This window comes from Methylovorus mays (assembly GCF_020531915.1).
In the GTDB taxonomy this organism is placed as follows: Bacteria; Pseudomonadota; Gammaproteobacteria; order Burkholderiales; family Methylophilaceae; genus Methylovorus; species Methylovorus mays.
In genome coordinates this window covers 101886-120562 of sequence record NZ_JAJAVG010000008.1, presented here as the reverse complement: position 1 = coordinate 120562, position 18677 = coordinate 101886, and the positions used below count along the sequence as shown (strand labels likewise).

11 protein-coding genes are annotated in these 18677 nt (G+C 50.8%); 5 read left to right on the top strand and 6 right to left on the bottom strand.

Annotation, left to right across the window (positions count from 1 at the left end):
• Both LG203_RS10975 and LG203_RS10970 read left to right on the top strand, forming a co-directional pair.
• Positions 1-324 (top strand): DUF3240 family protein, encoded by a 324-nt coding sequence (locus tag LG203_RS10975; protein ID WP_230345799.1) that lies wholly within the window; start codon positions 1-3, stop codon positions 322-324.
• A 60-nt stretch (positions 325-384) separates the two neighbouring features.
• On the top strand, positions 385-1599 hold the full coding sequence (locus LG203_RS10970; RefSeq protein ID WP_230345798.1) for a malic enzyme-like NAD(P)-binding protein: 1215 nt from the start codon (positions 385-387) through the stop codon (positions 1597-1599).
• 64 nt (positions 1600-1663) lie between these two features.
• Here LG203_RS10970 and LG203_RS14430 read toward each other — a convergent pair whose 3' ends face one another.
• The 3 genes from LG203_RS14430 to LG203_RS10950 form a co-directional block, all read right to left on the bottom strand.
• Complete coding sequence (locus tag LG203_RS14430; RefSeq protein ID WP_328486993.1) at positions 1664-4216, bottom strand: methyl-accepting chemotaxis protein; 2553 nt, start codon at positions 4214-4216, stop codon at positions 1664-1666.
• 200 nt (positions 4217-4416) lie between these two features.
• Positions 4417-6144, bottom strand: a complete 1728-nt coding sequence (locus LG203_RS10955; RefSeq protein WP_230345797.1) for an RNA-directed DNA polymerase — start codon at positions 6142-6144, stop codon at positions 4417-4419.
• A 363-nt stretch (positions 6145-6507) separates the two neighbouring features.
• The gene (locus LG203_RS10950) at positions 6508-8907 is read right to left on the bottom strand and encodes a catalase (protein ID WP_230345796.1); all 2400 of its coding nucleotides are present in this window, start codon (positions 8905-8907) and stop codon (positions 6508-6510) included.
• Positions 8908-9206: 299 nt separating this feature from the next.
• Here LG203_RS10950 and LG203_RS10945 point away from each other — a divergent pair, with 299 nt between their 5' ends.
• From LG203_RS10945 to LG203_RS10935, 3 genes are all read left to right on the top strand, one after another.
• On the top strand, positions 9207-12920 hold the full coding sequence (locus tag LG203_RS10945) for a beta strand repeat-containing protein (protein ID WP_230345795.1): 3714 nt from the start codon (positions 9207-9209) through the stop codon (positions 12918-12920).
• Positions 12921-13175: 255 nt separating this feature from the next.
• Positions 13176-13412, top strand: a complete 237-nt coding sequence (locus LG203_RS10940) for a hypothetical protein (protein ID WP_230345794.1) — start codon at positions 13176-13178, stop codon at positions 13410-13412.
• A 200-nt stretch (positions 13413-13612) separates the two neighbouring features.
• The gene (locus LG203_RS10935) at positions 13613-13804 is read left to right on the top strand and encodes a helix-turn-helix domain-containing protein (RefSeq protein WP_456085642.1); all 192 of its coding nucleotides are present in this window, start codon (positions 13613-13615) and stop codon (positions 13802-13804) included.
• Between the two features lie 149 nt (positions 13805-13953).
• Here LG203_RS10935 and LG203_RS14480 read toward each other — a convergent pair whose 3' ends face one another.
• The 3 genes from LG203_RS14480 to LG203_RS10925 form a co-directional block, all read right to left on the bottom strand.
• Positions 13954-14835 (bottom strand): DUF6538 domain-containing protein, encoded by an 882-nt coding sequence (locus LG203_RS14480; protein ID WP_407665399.1) that lies wholly within the window; start codon positions 14833-14835, stop codon positions 13954-13956.
• Positions 14836-15157: 322 nt separating this feature from the next.
• Positions 15158-15634: a hypothetical protein gene (locus LG203_RS10930; RefSeq protein WP_230345793.1), complete on the bottom strand. Its 477-nt coding sequence runs from the start codon at positions 15632-15634 to the stop codon at positions 15158-15160.
• Between the two features lie 18 nt (positions 15635-15652).
• A complete protein-coding gene (locus tag LG203_RS10925) occupies positions 15653-18661 on the bottom strand; it encodes a type III restriction-modification system endonuclease (RefSeq protein ID WP_230345792.1) in 3009 nt (1002 codons plus the stop codon).
• Between the last annotated feature and the right edge of the window lie 16 nt (positions 18662-18677).

The window sequence follows — 18677 nt, the reverse complement described above, 5'->3', positions numbered from 1 at the left end:
ATGACAACCATGGCTGTGCTGCAAGTAAGCGTACAGCCGGAGCACGAAGAGCAGATGGTGGATTACCTGATCCAGGCCCTGCCCGGCGTGCGCTTCAGCAGCCAGATGATCAGCCTGCATGGTCAGCCCGAAGGTGGGCTTTCCCTGCGCGAGCAAGTGCTGGGCACCACGCGGCGTTGCCTCTTTAGCGTGCAGGCCGAGGCCGCCGAGCTGCAGGCACTGGCCGCCGGGCTGGCGCAGGGCGCGGTGTCCTTCCCCGTGGAATACCGCGTGTTGCCGCTGTTGCTGGCCGGGCAATACACGCCTACTACGCAGCGCGATTAAGGCTGGCAGGGTTGATGCTTACAGGCTAAGGTGTCTTATCAATGCCGTGGAGAAAAGCTTATGCCGGATCTGAAACAACGCGCCCTGGATTACCACGCATTACCCACACCGGGCAAACTCTCGGTGGAGTCGAGCAAGCCCTGCGCCACCGCCGCTGACCTGGCGCTGGCCTATACGCCCGGCGTCGCCGAGCCGGTCAAGGCCATCTATCAGGATCCCGCCGCCGCGTACCGCTACACCAATAAAGGCAATCTGGTGGCGGTGATTACCGATGGCACCGCCGTGCTCGGCCTGGGCAATGTCGGTGCGCTGGCGGGCAAGCCGGTGATGGAAGGCAAGGCCGTGCTGTTCAAGCGCTTTGCCAATATTGATGTGTTTGATATTGAAGTCACCGCGCCCAGCATCGAAAGCTTTATCGAGACCGTGGTGAATATCGCGCCGACGTTTGGCGGCATCAATCTGGAAGATATCGCCGCCCCGCATTGCTTTCGCATAGAGCGCGAGCTGCGGGCCCGGCTCGATATCCCCGTGTTTCATGATGACCAGCACGGCACGGCGGCGATTATTACCGGGGCGCTGCTGAATGCACTGGAGCTGCAAGGCAAAACGCTGCCCACGGCCCGCATCGTGTTTCTGGGCGCGGGGGCCGCTGGCATGGCAACCGCCCGGCTGCTCAAGGCTATGGGCGCGCAGGATATTGTGCTGGTGGATATTGCGGGCGTGTTGCATGCGGGCCGTGACGACATCAGCGAATACGGTCGCGACTTGCTGCGCGAGACTTCCGCCCGCACGCTGGCCGATGTGATGCCGGGTGCCGATGTGTTTGTCGGCGTATCCGCGGCCAATGCGCTGCCGCCAGACCTGCTCACGCTGATGGCGCCCAGGCCCGTGGTATTTGCCCTGGCAAACCCGGACCCGGAAATTCTGCCTGCCACCGCCATGGCCGTGCGGGATGACATCATCATGGCCACCGGCCGTTCTGATTTCCCCAATCAGGTGAATAACGCGCTGTGTTTTCCCTATCTGTTTCGCGGCGCGCTGGATGCCAAGGCACGCCAGATCACCACCGGCATGCAGGTGGCCGCCGCCCATGCGCTGGCGGCACTGGCGCGTGAAGAGGTGCCGCAGGCGGTGCTTGATGCCTATGCCATTAGCGAGCTGCACTTTGGCCGCGACTACATTATCCCCAAGCCGTTTGACCCCCGCCTGCTGGAGAAGGTAGCAGGCGCAGTGGCCGAGGCCGCCCGCGCCGAGATGGCAGCGGCGGTTGTGTAAGCCTGCTGATATTTGAACGGACGCTGGATGGGATGGCGCGCGGGGCGAGTCGCCCCGCTGAACTCTAGCGATTCACCAGCTTGAGTGGTTCTCGCAACACGGGCAGCTCCGGCCTGCGTGCGTTGAGGCGGAAAGCACTTACCGTGGCAAACAGCTGATCCGATTGCTGCAACAGCGATTCCGCTGCCGCCGCCGCTTGCTCCACCAGTGCCGCATTCTGCTGCGTCACGCCATCCATCTGGTTCACCGCCATGCGCGCCTGCTGTATGCCCAGGCTCTGCTCGTGCGATGACGCGGCAATATCGTCCATGAATTCACTGGCGCGCTGCACGGCGGTCATCACCTCCTGCATGGTGCTGCCTGCCTGCGCCACCAGCGCGCTGCCCTGGTTGGCCTTGCTCACTGAGTCTTCTATCAGTTGCCGAATCTCGGTGGCGGCGGAGGCCGAGCGCTGCGCCAACGAGCGCACTTCGCCCGCTACCACGGCAAAGCCACGGCCTTGTTCACCCGCGCGTGCGGCTTCCACGGCGGCATTCAGCGCCAATATATTGGTCTGGAAGGCAATGCCATTAATCACGCCGATGATGTCCTCAATCTTCTGCGCGCTCTGGTTGATCGCCGTCATGGTCGCCACCACATCGTTCACCACCATATCGCCTTGCTTGGCGACACCGGCGGCGGTTTTCACCAGGCCATTGGCCTCCTGCGCCCGGGCGGCGTTTTGCCGCACGGTGTCAGCCAGCTCGTCCATGTTGGAGGCCGTCTCTTCCAGCGCCGAAGCTTGCGACTCGGTGCGGGCGGACAAATCCGCATTGCCCTGCGCGATCTCCTGCGCGGCTACGTGAATAGTCTCGGCCGAGGTTTTCACCTGCAACATGGGCTGCACCAGTATCTCCAGCGTATTGTTCACGCCCTCGATAATGCGGCGGAAATCGCCCTGATGGCGGCTGGCATCGGCCCGCGTCATGATATTGCCCGCCTTGGCCGCGGCTGCCAGCATCTGCGCATCGTCATTCAGCGCCTGCAGCTTGTGGCGTATGGTATCCATGGTGTGGTTGATGTACGCCTGCTGGCCGGGGAAGTGTTCCAGCGGCGCATCAAAATCGCCCTCGCTGAATTGCGCCATGCAGGCCAGGGTTTTGCGGTTGATGGTGATGTGGTTTTCCAGCGTACGGTTCATGCTCTGCATGATCAGGGCATAGTCGCCCTCAAACGCCTCCGGGTTCAGCATCTGGTCGATCTCGCCACGCGCATGCGCCGCGGCCAGCTGCGAGAGCGAGTCGATTACCGCCTTCAGATTGGCACGCACGCCTTCAATATTGTCGTTAATCGAGGCCAGCTGCCCGGGGAAGCGCTCCAGCGGCGTATCAAAATTGCCACGGCTGAAGGCCTGTATGCACGCCAGCACCTTGTGGTTGATGGTGAGATGCTGCGCCACCATGGCATTCACGCCCTCGGCCACCCGCTGAAAATCGCCCTGGTAATTCGCCGCCGGAATCCGGCTATCCATCAGCCCGGCATCGTGGTCTTGCGCCATGCGCTGCATGTCTGCCATCAGCTGGCGAATGTTGTGCCGCAGCTTTTCAATGCCGGTGTTGATCATCGCCTGCTTGCCGGGGAAGGCCGGTAGCCGCGCATCAAAATCCCCCTCGGCAAAGGCATGCACGCAGGCCATGGATTGCTGCATGAGCTGCACATAATTCAGCAGCATGCGGTTCAGCCCCTCTGCCAGCGCCTGGTATTCGCCGGTGTAAGGCGTGGTATCAATGCGCGCATCCATATCGCCCGCCTCGTGGCGGTCAGAGAGATCGCGCATATCGTGTATCAGCCGCTGCAACGTGTACGACATATCGCGCATCGAGGCCATCAGGCTCTGCTTGTCATGCGGGGCAATGGTAATGGGCGCCGACAAATCGCCATCGGCAATGCGCCGCGCCATCTCTGCCGCCGCATGCGGCTCGCCGCCCAGCTCGCGCTCCACCGAGCGTATCACCCAGTAGCCAATCAGGCTCAGCACAATCAGCAAGCCCAGCGTGACAATGCCGCCAATCAGCATGGTGTGCGCAAACGCCGCCTGCGTGGCCGCCACCGCCTGCTGCGCCAGCTGACTCTTGTAGCTGAAGAGCGCCTTCAGCGCCGCATCCACGCGGTCGGCATATTCCATGTTATCCATGTACGATTCGCGCGCCTCAAAAAACGCGTTATCACGCGAAAACTGTAGTGATTCATCAATGCGCGGCAGATAACGCTGCATCGCCTGCTCGGCGTTTTTCAGCAGTGCTGCATCCTGCGGGTCGGCAATCAGGCGGTGGTAATTCGCCAGCCCGGCCTTGAGTTCAGTGATGGATTGCTGAATTTCCTTATCCAGCGTGGCTTTTTTGGCCGTGTCGTTATTCAGAATAAACGCCGAAATCTGCAAACGCAGATCCCCAAACAAAGCTTTCTCCCGCCCCAGGGTCTCCAGGCTAGGCACCGCATTCAGGTTCACCACACTCGCCCCCGCCTGCAGCTTGCTTAAGTACGCATACGCCCAGCCCGCAAAGCCCGCCAGGCCGAGATACGCCGCAAACAGCAAGATCAGCATGCGTTTGTTCACGGTGAGTTTGGGGATATTCATGATGGCGCTCCTAAGTCCCCGCGGGGCGGGGAAGATTCAGATTAGGAGGCTAGTTTGTGGCGGGGGTGTTACAGGTTTGTGACAACCGCTACTTGGCTGTTAGTGGGTGCCCATTTGTGTCAGAAGTTCGCATCCATGCTAGATGTGCGATCTGATGTGGGTTTGGGAAATGGGATTAATAAATTTTTTTTAAGATCAAATCAAAAAGGAATGTCATCAATAAATTCATCATCACCTAAATTAATGCTATGCGGATCACTTGTTTTAATATCACCATATCCCTCTGACTCTTCAGTAAAATCAAACAGATCTGATAAATCTTCATCGGACTCAAACAATTCATTCCATGACATTTCATTAAATGGATTCCCTTCAGTCACTGTTGATTCAGCTGGAGCGAAAATTGGTTCTAGAATTTTTTCTTGATCATAAAAATGTATATTTAAACCAGCTAAAATCCCATAATAATTGTCACTCAATAAACTACTTTTTGAGAATCCCAACCATTCTTTCATTCTGAGCTCATATGCCAAGAGCCAGTTTGTTCCCCAAATCTCAGCAATGTTTGCTAAGTTTATTATCCTGGAATTGTCAAGTTCCCCCTCTAGTAGCCCACTATTTTCCAAGTCAACCGCAATTATCAAGGCAACAGAACTATTGATTTGATTAAGTGATTCACAGCTTTTTTTTGTTAATTTTATTTTTAATGATTTAGATAACCAAAGCGCCCATGCAATCTCACTGTGATGATCAAAGAGGGCATGATCTATAATGATTTGATTTATAGTTCTTTTAAGTCTGACGTCATTGAGTGGGTAGTCATATTTTTGGTAAGTGGTTAATATTTGTGATATATCCTGAATGGTGTTTGGGTATGTTAGTAGTATTCTGCATAAGTATGCTTCAAACAAATCCCAGTTTTCTTTTTTTATGATTTGGCTTTTTAATTTTTTTACCGCATAAACCATTACATTTTCATCTGTATGATTCTTGGCAGATCGATATGCGAGGTCGAAATAGTGATTTATTGAATTTCTTTGATTCTTTTTGGAGTATTCAAAAGAGAATTGCTGTAATGAATACTTCCAAGTCTCTTCTGCTAGTAATTCAATCTCCATAATTTCTGTCTTGATTGAATTTATCTTCAACTCATAATAAGACATAGAGCTAGTTAGTTTCGCTAAAGAATCTTCCGCTTTGTCTTTTGACTCAAAAAATAGATAGTAATCATCAACAAACCTAAAGCCTGCTGGTATGTAGCCAAGTTTCTTTATCAGTTGCTCATCTACTCCTGTGGCGACTAGTTCTGCTATTATATGAGATGTATCAGGACCAATTGGGAGGCCTATTGTTTGATTGGATTGAAAAAATCCAACTGATTTATCAAGTAATATCCCAAAATCATTTGAATGTAAGTTTCTTTTGTATTGTTTTTTCTTGGCTATGTCTTTTCCATCTAATGCCCACCCGATAGTGTGAGTATATAAAGTCGGAAAGAACTGAGATATATCGCTTTTTAAAACATACTTATAACCGGCCGATTCTTTTATTTTTATTTCTTGAAGTTCTTTGATTGGGGTAAATTCAATTGATCGCCCTCCTTTGTCTGTTATTTTAGGATTGCTTTTTGATAGTTTGGCTTTTTTGAATTGCCGTTCTACAGCTCTCCAATTGTTCGACAATAGCTGGGCTATGTGATGATAGGCAATTGGATTTACAATGGTCGTAAGTCTTCTAAAATGACCATATCTTGCAACGCTAAATATCTCAGGCCTAACAGTGGAAAATAGCCTATTGGAAAGTTTTTCCTTGGTTTTTATTCTTCTGGTGAAGGATAAGTGCTTTTCTCCAAATTGAGTAGTTGTGAAGCTTGGCGGTAGCTGTGATGGAAACATTCCCCTTTTAATCAAATTTTCAATCTTGGACATGTTCGCCTCTTCTTTTTAAAGGATGCTAATGTGTAAAATTTTTATTGATTTATTACTTATTATTACTGTGAAGATATTCTGACTGGTTCATTAAATTTATCGGATTTCAGTTCTTTTATATTGGATAAGAATTGAATAATCGCTTTCTCGCGTTTGCTAGATTTATAATTCCTGCATAAAAGTTCTCTTACTTTATTGAGCTTAGCTTTAATATTCACTGCATAATAGCTGACAATTTATAAAGTCCGCTAGTATTCATGAGGTTGCGTATTCCCTATGACGCGCTAATAGAAAAAAGGCATTCATACGAATGCCTATAACTTTCTTTCCCAAGCACTCTATTAAGGTGCTTATTTTGTATACCTAAACCATAGGCGGATCCGTCTCCCGCGCAAAGCTTCTAGGGCTACCCACTAGCTGCACAAAGTTTTGCAGTGCGTCTTCCAAGGCATTCACTGCGAGCAACGTTGGGTCTGGCGAGCCATCAACCAGGGTTTCCGGGATGCCAGCGGTTTTCAACAGCTGTTGGCTGGCGCCGATGGCGAGCATGGGTTTGCAGTGGCGGTATTGGTCGCGCAGGAATTCCAGGGTTTGGCCGCTGGCGGCGAGGTTTTCGGCGACGAGCTTGCCATCTGGCAGGGCGACGGCGTCGAACAATACGCTGGGCATGGTTTCTATGCTGCCTTCGGCATCGAGTGCTGCGCCGCTATCTGCTTTTACCGGGCCTAGCTGCAGGCCTAGCAAGCGGGGTACGCCGCCTTCGGCGAGGATGGCATCGTAAAGCGTTTGCACGCTGTCACCATCTACACCATCGGCCACGAGTATGGCGACGCGGCGGCCGAGCAGCATGCCGTTGCCGGGGAAGTGTTGCTCGGAGAGGGCGGTGGAGGGTGGTGGCACGGGGAAGTCTGTGCTGCTGGCGAGCGGGGCGGCCTCGGGCAGGGCAATGCCTAGCCCGGCGGCGACGCCTGCGGCCAGCTCTTCATCCACATTTACCAGCAATGAGACGACGCGCTCGCGTATGGCCTGGGTTTGCACGCGGGTGAGCTCAAAGCGGAAGGCGTTGATGATGTGCTGCTGCTCGGGTGGGGATTGGCTGATCCAGAACAGCCGCGCTTGCGAGTAGTGGTCGGCAAATTTCTCTGGGCGGCCGCGCACTTTGTCTTCGGTGATGGTTTCGGGGAAGCTGGTGAAGCCTTGCATACCGGCCTGGAATGGGCAGCCGCCCGCCAGGGAGTTGGGCTCATAGGCGACACGGCCACGCGGGATGGACTGGCGGTGCATGCCATCGCGCTGGTTGTTGTGCACGGGCTTGAGCGGGGCGTTAATGGGCAGCTCGTGAAAGTTGACGCCACCGAGGCGGCTGATCTGCGTATCCAGATAAGAGTGGATGCGGCCTTGCAGCAGGGGGTCGTTGCTGAAGTCGATGCCGGGGATGATGTGGGCGGTGCAAAACGCCACTTGCTCGGTTTCGGCAAAGAAATTGTCGGGGTTGCGGTTTAGCACCATCTTGCCGATGGGGGTGACGGGCACCATTTCTTCGGGGATAAGCTTGGTCGGGTCCAGCACGTCAAAGCTGAATTCCTCGGCCTGCGCTTCGGTGAATACCTGTACGCCCAGCTCCCACTCGGGGTAGGCGCCTGCTTCAATGGCTTCCCACAAATCACGGCGGTGAAAGTCGGGGTCGGCGCCGCCCAGTTTCACGGCTTCATCCCACACCAGCGAGTGCACGCCAGCAATGGGGGTCCAGTGAAACTTGCAGAACACGGATTCGTTTTTGTCATTCACCAGGCGGAAGGTGTGCACGCCAAAACCCTGCATCATGCGGTAGCTGCGCGGAATGGCGCGGTCGGACATCTGCCACAGCAGCATGTGGGTGGATTCGGGCATGAGCGAGACAAAATCCCAATAGGTATCGTGCGCGCTGGAGGCCTGTGGCATGCCAAAGTGCGGCTCGGGTTTCACGGCGTGGACCAGGTCAGGGAATTTCATCGCATCCTGGATGAAAAACACCGGGATGTTGTTGCCGACCAGATCCCAATTGCCTGCGTCGGTATAAAACTTGACGGCAAAGCCGCGCACATCGCGCGCGGTATCCATGGAGCCACGCTCGCCCGCCACCGTGGAGAAGCGCACGAACACCGGCGTTTGCTTGCCCGCCTCGCTAAACGGCGCGGCCTTGGTGAGGTCGGTGAGCGGTTTGTAATTCTCAAAATAGCCATGGGCCGCGGAGCCACGCGCATGCACCACGCGCTCGGGGATGCGCTCATGGTCAAAATGCGTGAGCTTTTCACGCAGGATAAAGTCTTCCATCGCTGTCGGCCCGCGCAGACCGATCTTCAGCGAATCCTGATTGCTGGCGACATTCACACCCTGATTGGTCGTCAGCATCTGCCCGGCGGAGTCTACCCGCACCCGGTCCAGATCACCCTTCATGCGGTTTTCACCGGCAGGCGCTTTGCCTTCGCCGGTCTTGGGCGATGCCACGGTTTCATTCACCGTGCTGCTGGTAGCCGCAGGAGAATCCGGCAAACTGAATGCCCCGGTGTAAGGGCAACGCGCCGCCTCGCCATATTCGTCGGCCTTGGATGGGTTATGCGGAATCGAAGCTGACAGCTGATCCGTGCCCGCGACTTTTTCCACCAGCTTGGCCGGCCCGGCCGCCTTGGGGGTAGCCGGCGGCGTGTGCGTGGAAGGGCCCGACACCGTCCCCTGTGCTGCGCCTGTACCAATCGAATTTTTAGCCTTACCTTGAGTTGCCATGACTGCTCCTTATGCATTGGAGGGGAATGCGTTTCCGCATGAAGACCCAGAGCATAGGCGGGAAGGGGATGACACCCCATCGGTAAAGTCCTAAATGGGTGTAGGAAGATTTGGCGGGAAAGGGCTGGGACGATGGCCTCGCGAGGTTGGCTGGATGGAGCGTCTGCAGAAGAAATAAAACGCGAAATGCACGCACATGGAGGCGCGATAGCCATCTGCATCTGATAATATCAAGTCAAGCTATTTAACGTATATTTACACGTTCGACAGATTACAGAATATTTTTAAGCGAGAATTTTGTGGCAAAGATTATCAAAGGCACTGCGAATAACGACGAGTTAACAGCAAACTCTTCCCCGACTTCTCCGGCATTAATTTATGGATATGCTGGCGATGATGCTATCGGGACGGGGCGTGGAAATGACACGCTTGATGGTGGAGCTGGTGGTGACTATCTTTCGGGTGGGCAAGGCTCGGATACGTATATCGTAGATTCTGATAGCGATTGGATTGATGAGGAGTTCGCTAGGGAAGAAAAAGGTGGAGTTGATTTAGTCAAAGCTTCTGTCGATTACGTACTCGGATTGAATTTGGATAATCTTCAGTTGTTAGGTGAAGCCATATATGGCAGAGGAAACGAGCTTGATAACGTAATTACTGGAAATGATCAGGATAATGTTCTGGATGGTTTGAGCGGAAAAGACACTCTGATAGGTGGCAGGGGGAATGACACTTATTATGTGGATATGATCCAGTCAGGAACTACCAGATCATCCTTCAGAATAGGCAATGAAGATACGGTAGTTGAAAATGCAAACCAAGGCATAGATACGGTCGTTATCAGAGGGGATGTTACAGGCCTGGATGATGTTGAGTTAATCGATATAACGCTAAATCTTGGCCTTAATCCTAACAATGAAAATATTGATGTAAGCAATGTTTACTTTGATAGCAATAAAGTAAATTTGCATATCAAACTTACCGGTAATCAATCTGCTAATGTCATTACAGGGAGTGATGGGGACGACGTCCTGGATGGTGGCGTTGGCACCAAGGGTTCTGCCGCGATTGATACACTAAATGGCGGGTCTGGATATGATACTTATGTGGTGGATATTTTAAACGTTAATCAAACCGCTGTTGTGCAGGATGTGATTAGTGATTCTGACCAATTAGGTGGGTTGGTGCTGAGAGGTAATTTGTCATTTCAGGAAAACGTAGACTTTACTTTGTCCGATGAATTTCAAGGGCTGGATGTATCAAAAACAGGCGCAACCAAGTTGAATTTGATAGGGAATGGAGGCGATAACACCCTGATTGGTAATGCTGCAAATAATATCATTTATGGGTTTGCTGGGTATGACCATCTGGATGGTGGAGCAGGCAGGGACACCCTGGTTGGCGGGAGTGGCGGTGACGTATATGTTGTTGATAGCAACGATACTGTTATCGAGACAGAAAATGAACAAGACTATGAGGATTCGATAGTTACTCAAGTTTCTTATAGTTTGTCGAATAGCAATATGCCAGGTCTGGCTTATATTGAAAATCTTTACCTGCAAGGTAGTAACTCTATCAATGGTGTTGGTAATGAGTTGACCAATATCATTCAGGGGAATAAAGCTGCTAATACACTCGATGGCCAAGGTGGCGATGATGAGTTATATGGGATGTCGGGAAATGATGTATTAAAAGGTGGCGAAGGCATTGATATTTTATATGGCGGTGATGGTAACGATGTATTAAATGGTGGTTCAGAGCGTGATTATCTGGAAGGAGGGCTGGGTAACGACACTTACTACTTCGTCGATGTTGACTCAGATAATCAGATTAATGATCAGATTGGGGAAAATCCTGATGAAGGTATTGATCTTGTTTATTCTGTTCTTGGTCTTTTTTTGGCAGACTGGTCAGAGGTTGAAAATGTGACCTTGCTTGGCAATGACAATATTGATGCTGTAGGAAATGACTTAAACAATGTTATGACAGGCAATGCCGGTAATAATGTGTTATCTGGCGGTGCCGGTAAAGATACATTCAAGGGTGGTGCAGGAGACGATACTTATATTGTTAATATCTATACCAATAATGAAGATCCTGAATATGCAGTGTATCGATTTGAAGATGTCATTGTGGAGGGAAAGTCTCAAGGTATCGATACTATTGTAATTGTGGGTGAAAGTTCAAACTCGTATTCGACGACTACATTTACACTTGCTGACAATGTTGAGAATATGGATATCTCCAATGTGAGTTTGGAAAATTTAATCATTATCGGAAACTCACTAAATAACATCATTACAGGGAGCTCATATAACAAGCTTATTAAAAGTGGTTCTGGTAATGACACCCTGATAGGGAACGGCTATAACGATACTTTGATTGGTGGGTCGGGCAACGATAGTTATGTATTTGAGGGAAGCTCTGACTATTTTGGCGAGGGTGGAGCGTTAATTGTTGAGAAGGCAAACGAAGGCACGGACACCGTTCTAATTGATGAAAGTTTCAGTCTTGGTATTCTCAGTAATATTGAGAATCTGACCCTTACTGGTGTCGATAGTATTGATGGTACGGGGACGAGTTCGGCAAATTATCTTATTGGTAACGACTCTACCAATACGCTCAGTGGCTTGGCAGGAAACGACACCTTGGATGGTGGCTTGGGCGCCGACCATCTGGCAGGTGGCACGGGAAACGACACATACATAGTCGATGATGAAAACGACCAAATTGTTGAAGGGCTCAATGCAGGGGCTGACTTGGTCAAATCCACGGCAGCCAATTATGTACTTGCCGACAATGTCGAAAACATCACACTGATGGCTAGCGGCGATATAAACGCTACAGGCAACAGCATTGCCAATGACATCATCGGCAATGCTGGCGATAATGTCCTGAACGGTGGTGCGGGCAATGACAGATTGTATGGAAATGCAGGGGATGACACCTTAAAAGGCGATTCCGGAAAAGACACATTAACGGGAGGACTGGGGGATGACACTTACCTTGTGACTCTAGCCGTAAAGGGCCCCGCAGGTAATGACACAGTCACCATTGAAGACACCATCGTCGAATCCGTGAATGGCGGGATAGATACGGTTAGCCTGATTGGTAATTCAGTTTCATACACACTTCCAGCCATTTCTGCTGGTGCCAATATTGAGAATTTAGATGCAAGCCAGCTATCACATGACGGCCTGACAACCAGCATTGGAATAACGCTATATGGAAACAAGTTAAACAACCGACTTACCGGCAACAGTGACTCGAATTATTTATTTGGCGATAGTGGAAACGACACACTAGAGGGCGGCGAAGGCGAAGATACCCTGGATGGTGGACTCGGTAGCAATGTGCTGATTGGCGGCTCTGGTAGTGATACTTACTATGTCCGTAGTACCAGCGACATCATCATTGAGGCTGAGGGTGAATACAGCACTGATCGCATCGTGGCTTATACCAGCCTCGACCTCGATTTATATCCCACTATTGAATACGCATTCATTGCATATGATGCTCCGAATGTCATTCTGACGTCCTCCACCGGCAACATATATGGAGGCAGCGATAAAAACGACAATATCACTGCGACCAGTGGAAATGACCTCTTTCAGCATTCCCTGGGGAATGACTCGTTCTCCGGAGGGGATGGTAATGACACCATCTTCACTGGCAATGGCAACGATACATTTACTGGAGGACAGGGGCAGGATATTTATATATTCAATATTCTGTTGCCTTTCAACGGCGTCGATAGAATCACTGACTTCGTCTCCGGGGAAGACACCTTGCAAATTTCGCACTCTACATTTTCAGCTTTTGAAGGTGGATTTACTGAAGATATGTATTTGGTCGGAACAGAGGCGCAAAGCGCCGAGGACCACATGATCTATGACCAGGCGTCAGGCAAGCTTTATTACGATGCGGATGGGGTGGGCGGCCAATCAAAAACCCTATTTGCAGATTTAGGGGCCAATACGGCGCTTGCCTACGAAGATTTCCACTTGGGGTAGTTGATGGGCAGTGGATTTTGTTGTTTGTAGGGACTGAGAGGCCAACTAATAGCCCTGAAGGCCATAAATGATAAAAGGCTAGCATAAGCTAGCCTTTTGTTTGGGCTATCGGTCAATAGCATACGCTCGCAATGGGTGTTAGATTGGACGAATGATCATATTGTGCTGGATGCGTTTTGATTTAGTTAGCAAAGATAATTAACCTACCCAGCTCTACAATTGTAGAAATCGATTTAAACCAATTCAGGAGAATCCATGGAATCCAACCCAAGAGAGCATTTGGAATTTGTCAGAAACTTAGATATATCAGAGGAGATTTATGACGCTTATTCTTATGAAAATATCGTTGGGAAACTGGTCTATGTCCACGCAACCGATAGCTTTCATTACCATGATTACACAGTGACACCGACCCAATCCCTGGATTTGGCCTCTGCAAATTTGGAAATTTGTGAGGAAAAAGTGGCAGACTATTACTTAGCGAAGGAATGAGATGCATAGCTCTCGGCTGGGCATTTGGAGTGGCGAGTAAATCGGCGTAGGTGTCTTTTTATATTAGTCCGCGCGAAGATATCCGGGCTCCTTCCTCCTTGGTTTGCAGGAAGTCGCAGATTGCTGCACCTTGCAGAGCAAACAGGATAAAGATTTTCTACCATTGATCCAGTCGGAGTTTGCTAATCTTTTAGTGATGCATTAAGGGCCGGGGAGCCTATGCAGGTCGTAAGCCGACCCTGAGTACTGAGAGAATTGCAGAGCTAATGGCTAGAGATAAGGCAAACGGGCATAAGAACCGTGCTGCACTGGCTCGGGATTTCGGCATCTCCCGAGAAACCCTTTATCAATATCTCCGAGCACGCGAAGGGATAGTCGAGGTGAGTCCCTGAGGCGATTTTTTTTGCTAGTTGATACATGGTATCAATCAGCCGTTTTTATTCGATTCTACGACGATTCTACGGATTTGGATTCGAGGAGGTTTCACAAGTTTCTCAAGGGCTGCACGGCGGATAGGCTCGGGGAGTTCGTATAGAGGGTGTCAGCCCAATCTGAGCCTACACCTCCTTGGGAATGGCGACACCGTAGTAGTCAGTGACAATCCATGTGTGACATGTCTAAGCCCTCGTACTTCAAATGGCGCAGGGCCTCGCTCAAAGGCTTTAAGGGGTAATACTCCGCCCCATATCCAATACGCGGCCTCGCCTGCACCTGCTCTAGGACGCTCTCCCCAGGTGTAGATGTCGGAAGTGAATATCTTCTGTAGGTCTTTGGCAGAGAATGGAACTCTGGCTTTAGAGACGGCTTTTGGCTTGGGTACTTTCACTTTGCTTGCTGGGTTGTTAGGGAGCTTGTCGTTATCGGTAGCAGTCTGGAATACCGCCTTTAGCAGGTTGATTTGCTTGGCTACCGTGGCTGGTGCTTTACCATTGGCAATTAGGTTATCTTTGAATGTAACTATGTCGCTCTTGCTGATCTCTGAGGCCGCCTTACCATCAGTCTGTTTTGCTAGCCGATTGATTGCAGTCTCAGCTTCGAGGATGGATCGAGGCCGCTTTTGTCCTTGCACCTTCCAGTAATCGAACAGTGCTCGGAGAGTGTCCCCCGGTCTCTTGATTGTCTTGATTAATTGTCGAGACTCTGGCGGATGGAGAAGGGGTTCTGTGGGTGATGGCACAGGGTGCGTAACGGGGTTCCCTGAGGCAATTGATGCTCGGGCCTGGGAGAGCTCAAGATCGAAGCGTATGCGCTCCCTGCGCGCCTTGCAGAGGGCTTCCCGTTTGTCAGTGGTCTTAAGCGAGGCGAGTATCTCACGCCTGCCATAGTGGTCAACCAGATCAGACGGGAACCTTGCGCGGAAATAATAAACAGCGCCACGCCTTACTAGATTTGTTTGTGTTTTCACCGCTTGCACTCCAAGCATGCTCCATAGCCTATGAGAGGCTGTGTAGCAGTATTGTGTAGCACTTAGAGTGAGTGAGGCTTTAAAATGAAAAAAGGGCCTGAAAAATCAGACCCTTTCGGAAAAATGGTGCGCCCGAAGAGATTCGAACTCCTGACCCCTTGGTTCGTAGGACGGTTCTCAGATATTGGCGCATTTAAAAACAGTCACTTACGACGCCTGCAAACTTTATTTTTAGCTGAGTTTAGCATTGTAGTATCTGGATTTAGGGCCGTTTTGTTACGCTTTCCCTACGCTAAGGTATACATTTTTACATACCAGGCATCTTTCTCTATGTGGCAATTCATCTTCCCAAAAATACATTCAGTACATCATCCCCTTTAACAACGGGGAAGTATTCGATACCCAAATCAGCAGCAATTTTCTTTGTCATGTACGTAAAAGACTGAAGCTTCTCCTTACGCCTACTGTCAAGCAAATCGCCAATTAAAAGTGTAGATGGAAGTGTGAGGTCTAAAATCTCATTTCCAAATGAAAGCCACGCATGCCCCGGGAATTTTTTCGGCCTGTTATCACGCCTCCATGATTTCCAGTCATTTTCGGTAAAGTGATAAACCTCTTTTCCATCAATGGTAATCCAACCTATATTTAGTTGAATTTCCAGCTTAATTTCTGGAGGCACAAAATCACGAGCAATCCCAAGCATCCCAAACGAGACGGTATCACAATTGCATGCCAATCTACTCCCTATTGCTGGCGTTGCTTCTGCATGTTGCTTCGCCATTAAAAACAGCGCTTCGCATTGCTTCTCATTAAACATTCTGGGATCTCATGCCACTTAATTGGTAAATAAGTTTTCGATAGACTTAGCGACAATAAATCTAGCCGAATTTTCACCAACTGCGAGCGAATGGAAATGCGCCTTTCCACAAGCAATCTTGGCGCTTTCCCGATCACGCAACTCATCATCAAAGAGGGTGCTCTTCGTTTCCACCACGAAATAAAGGCGTTCAGCGCCACCATCCTCAACCAGCACAGCCCAGTCAGGGTTGTAGGTGCCCAGGGGGGTTGGGACCTTGAACCATCCAGGTAGCTTGGCGTATACCTTGATGTTCTCGTTTTTTTCCAGCTCGTCGGCAAAGTCGCGTTCTGTATTGGAGTCATAAACCACATGCTCATAGACTGATTTCTGCGTGTCTTTGAGCATGTTTTTCATATAACCGGTCAGCTCTTCCTGCTCAAACAGTTCTTGCGCGTAATAGTGCTCGTCCCCGATGCGCTGATATTTGATTCCATCAACCAGAATCATTCGTTTGCAGCGATTGATTACATCACCAGCCAGGTCAATGAACTGTTGCGGATTACGCTTGAAATCATCGAGGCGACCGCTCTCAGTCAGGATTCGGACAATGGTGCGGCGGGTGAGATGAGTCCGATCCTGCAAATCCGTCAGTAAGTCAGGCAATTCAATATCAGCTTCATCGAGCACTACAGGCATAGCAGCAGTGGTCTCAGTTGCCTCCACTCCAGCCTTGCCAATAGCAATTTCTGCCTTACGCCACACCAGTCGTGTTTTGGTAATTGGGGGAGCTTTCTGCAACGCGGATACGCAATCAGTAACCAATTTCTCAGAATCAAACTGCACGCGGTAAGTGGTCTTGTGCTTGATTCGATCCCACAGCGCCTTGAACTCCTCGCTATATAGAACAGCCTTGCGGGTTGCGACTGGCTTGCGATCATCAGCATTCTTGATTTCCAGCTTGCCGGTAATCTTGCGCAGCACCTCATTGATTTGGGGCTTTTGGGCTTCAAACTCAGCTGGCAATGCCAGCGTTCCATCCTTGAGCGCTTTTTTGAGTGAATCCTGAACCTTGCCCTTAGCATCAATGTAGCCAGTAGCTTTCAGATGTTCCCATAGGGTCTTGGATTGCTCAACGCCAAGCGGAATTAGCTTGCCATCAGCATCCGGGATCGCAATCGTCGCAAACTGGTGCTGCTCCACAATGCCGAAGCGAATACCTGTATCAGCTTCGATTTCCTTCTGTAAATTCTCGGCAAACTGCTCGTAATTTTCCGTGGCAATCACGGTGAGGGTGTTAATCTCGAAACCGCGCAGCCGGTCGCCATGCTGATTGACGCACAAGCGCAAACCACGCCCGATGGTCTGGCGGCGCTCACGTTCAGTCTGGATGTCACGCAGCGTACATATCTGGAATACGTTGGGATTGTCCCAGCCTTCCTTGAGCGCAGAATGGGAAAAGATGAACTTGAGAGGCGTTTCAAAGCCCAGCAGCTTTTCCTTTTCTTTCATGATCAGGTTATAGGCACGCTCGGCGTTTTCCCGGTTGCCAGCATTATTCTCGGCGGTATCGGTCCAGCCGCCTTTTTTGTCGATTGAGAAATAGCCGTTATGGACATCCTCGGTGGCGTGATTCAGATCGACTTCTTCAAACAGGCTCTTGTAGTCTGGGTGCTTGGCGTAGCGGCGGTATTCTTCTTCAAAGATTTGAGCATATGGCCCCTTGAGCGCATTGCCATCCGCATCGTACTGGCGGTACTTCTCAACCGAGTCGATGAAGAACAGGGATAGCACCTTGATGCCTTGTGGCCGGAGGCGTTTTTCCTTGTCCAGGTGTTCCTTGATGGTGCGGCGGATCATTTCCCGTTGCACGGCCATCGCGTCAACATTCCCATGCGCCTCACCAATACGCAGATAGGTTTCTCCGCCAGGGAAGCGAAGCTCCATGAACTCATCGCCCCTGGCTGTCTTGATTTCGCCAATGCGGTAGTCTGCATAGATCGCACGGTGGGTCGTTTGCTCAAGATCATCGCCATCCTGGACAGTCACCTCTTGCCGCTTTATGCCACTGGCCGTTTCCACATCCAATTCCACCTTGGCAGAAATCACGCCACGCTGGTTATTTGTGGAGAGCAAACGTACATAGGCTTTGTTGAATGCGCCATCGACCGTGGCAGAGGCAACTTCAATCTGTTTCACTAGCTTGCGCTCATAGGCATCAACCGCATCCAGGCGGAATACCATGTGATGCTTGTTTGCATGGGTAGCTGAATAGCGCAGGGTGCAAAGCGGATTCATGGCGTCCAGTGCTTCCTTGCCGCGCCCCTCTAACCCACCGTCCACACTTTGAGGCTCATCGACAATGACGATAGGGCGTGTCGCCTTAATCAGGTCGATTGGCTTCTCCCCACCAGTCTTCTCGCTATCCTTGTAAAGGTTGTTCACATCCTTTTTGTTGATAGCCCCGACCGTGACCACCATGATCTGGATGCTGGAACTGGTCGCGAAATTGCGTACCTGGCCGAGCTTGGCGGAGTCGTAAAGGAAGTAATCAAATGGCACCCCGGCATACAAGCCCTTGAAATGGTCCTCAGTGATTTGCAGGGACTTGTAGACACCCTCCTTGATTGCTACCGAGGGCACCACGATGACGAACTTGGTAAACCCGTAACGCTTATTCAGCTCAAAGATCGTCCGCAGGTACACATAAGTTTTACCTGTGCCGGTTTCCATTTCCACGGTAAAGTCACCGGAGGTTAGCGCCGTCGATGGTGCCAGGCCATTCCTGAGCTGCACGTCATTCAGATTTCTCAGCAGGTCGTCATCCAGCAAGGTCAGGCGATTGCCCACGCCCAGATCGGTTTCAGCAACGCCCAGCGACATCTGCTGTGGCGTGGTTCCCGGAAACAGGTCCGATGACTCCTCGACAGGAGCCTTCATTGTGACCGTAAACTCGGTGCGACAAACTTCCTGCCCCCGGAACAGATCGCAGACGGCATCAATGGCTTGCAGCTGGTAGTCCAGGTTTGGCTCGAAATGTAGTTTCATTCGCGAATTAAATCTA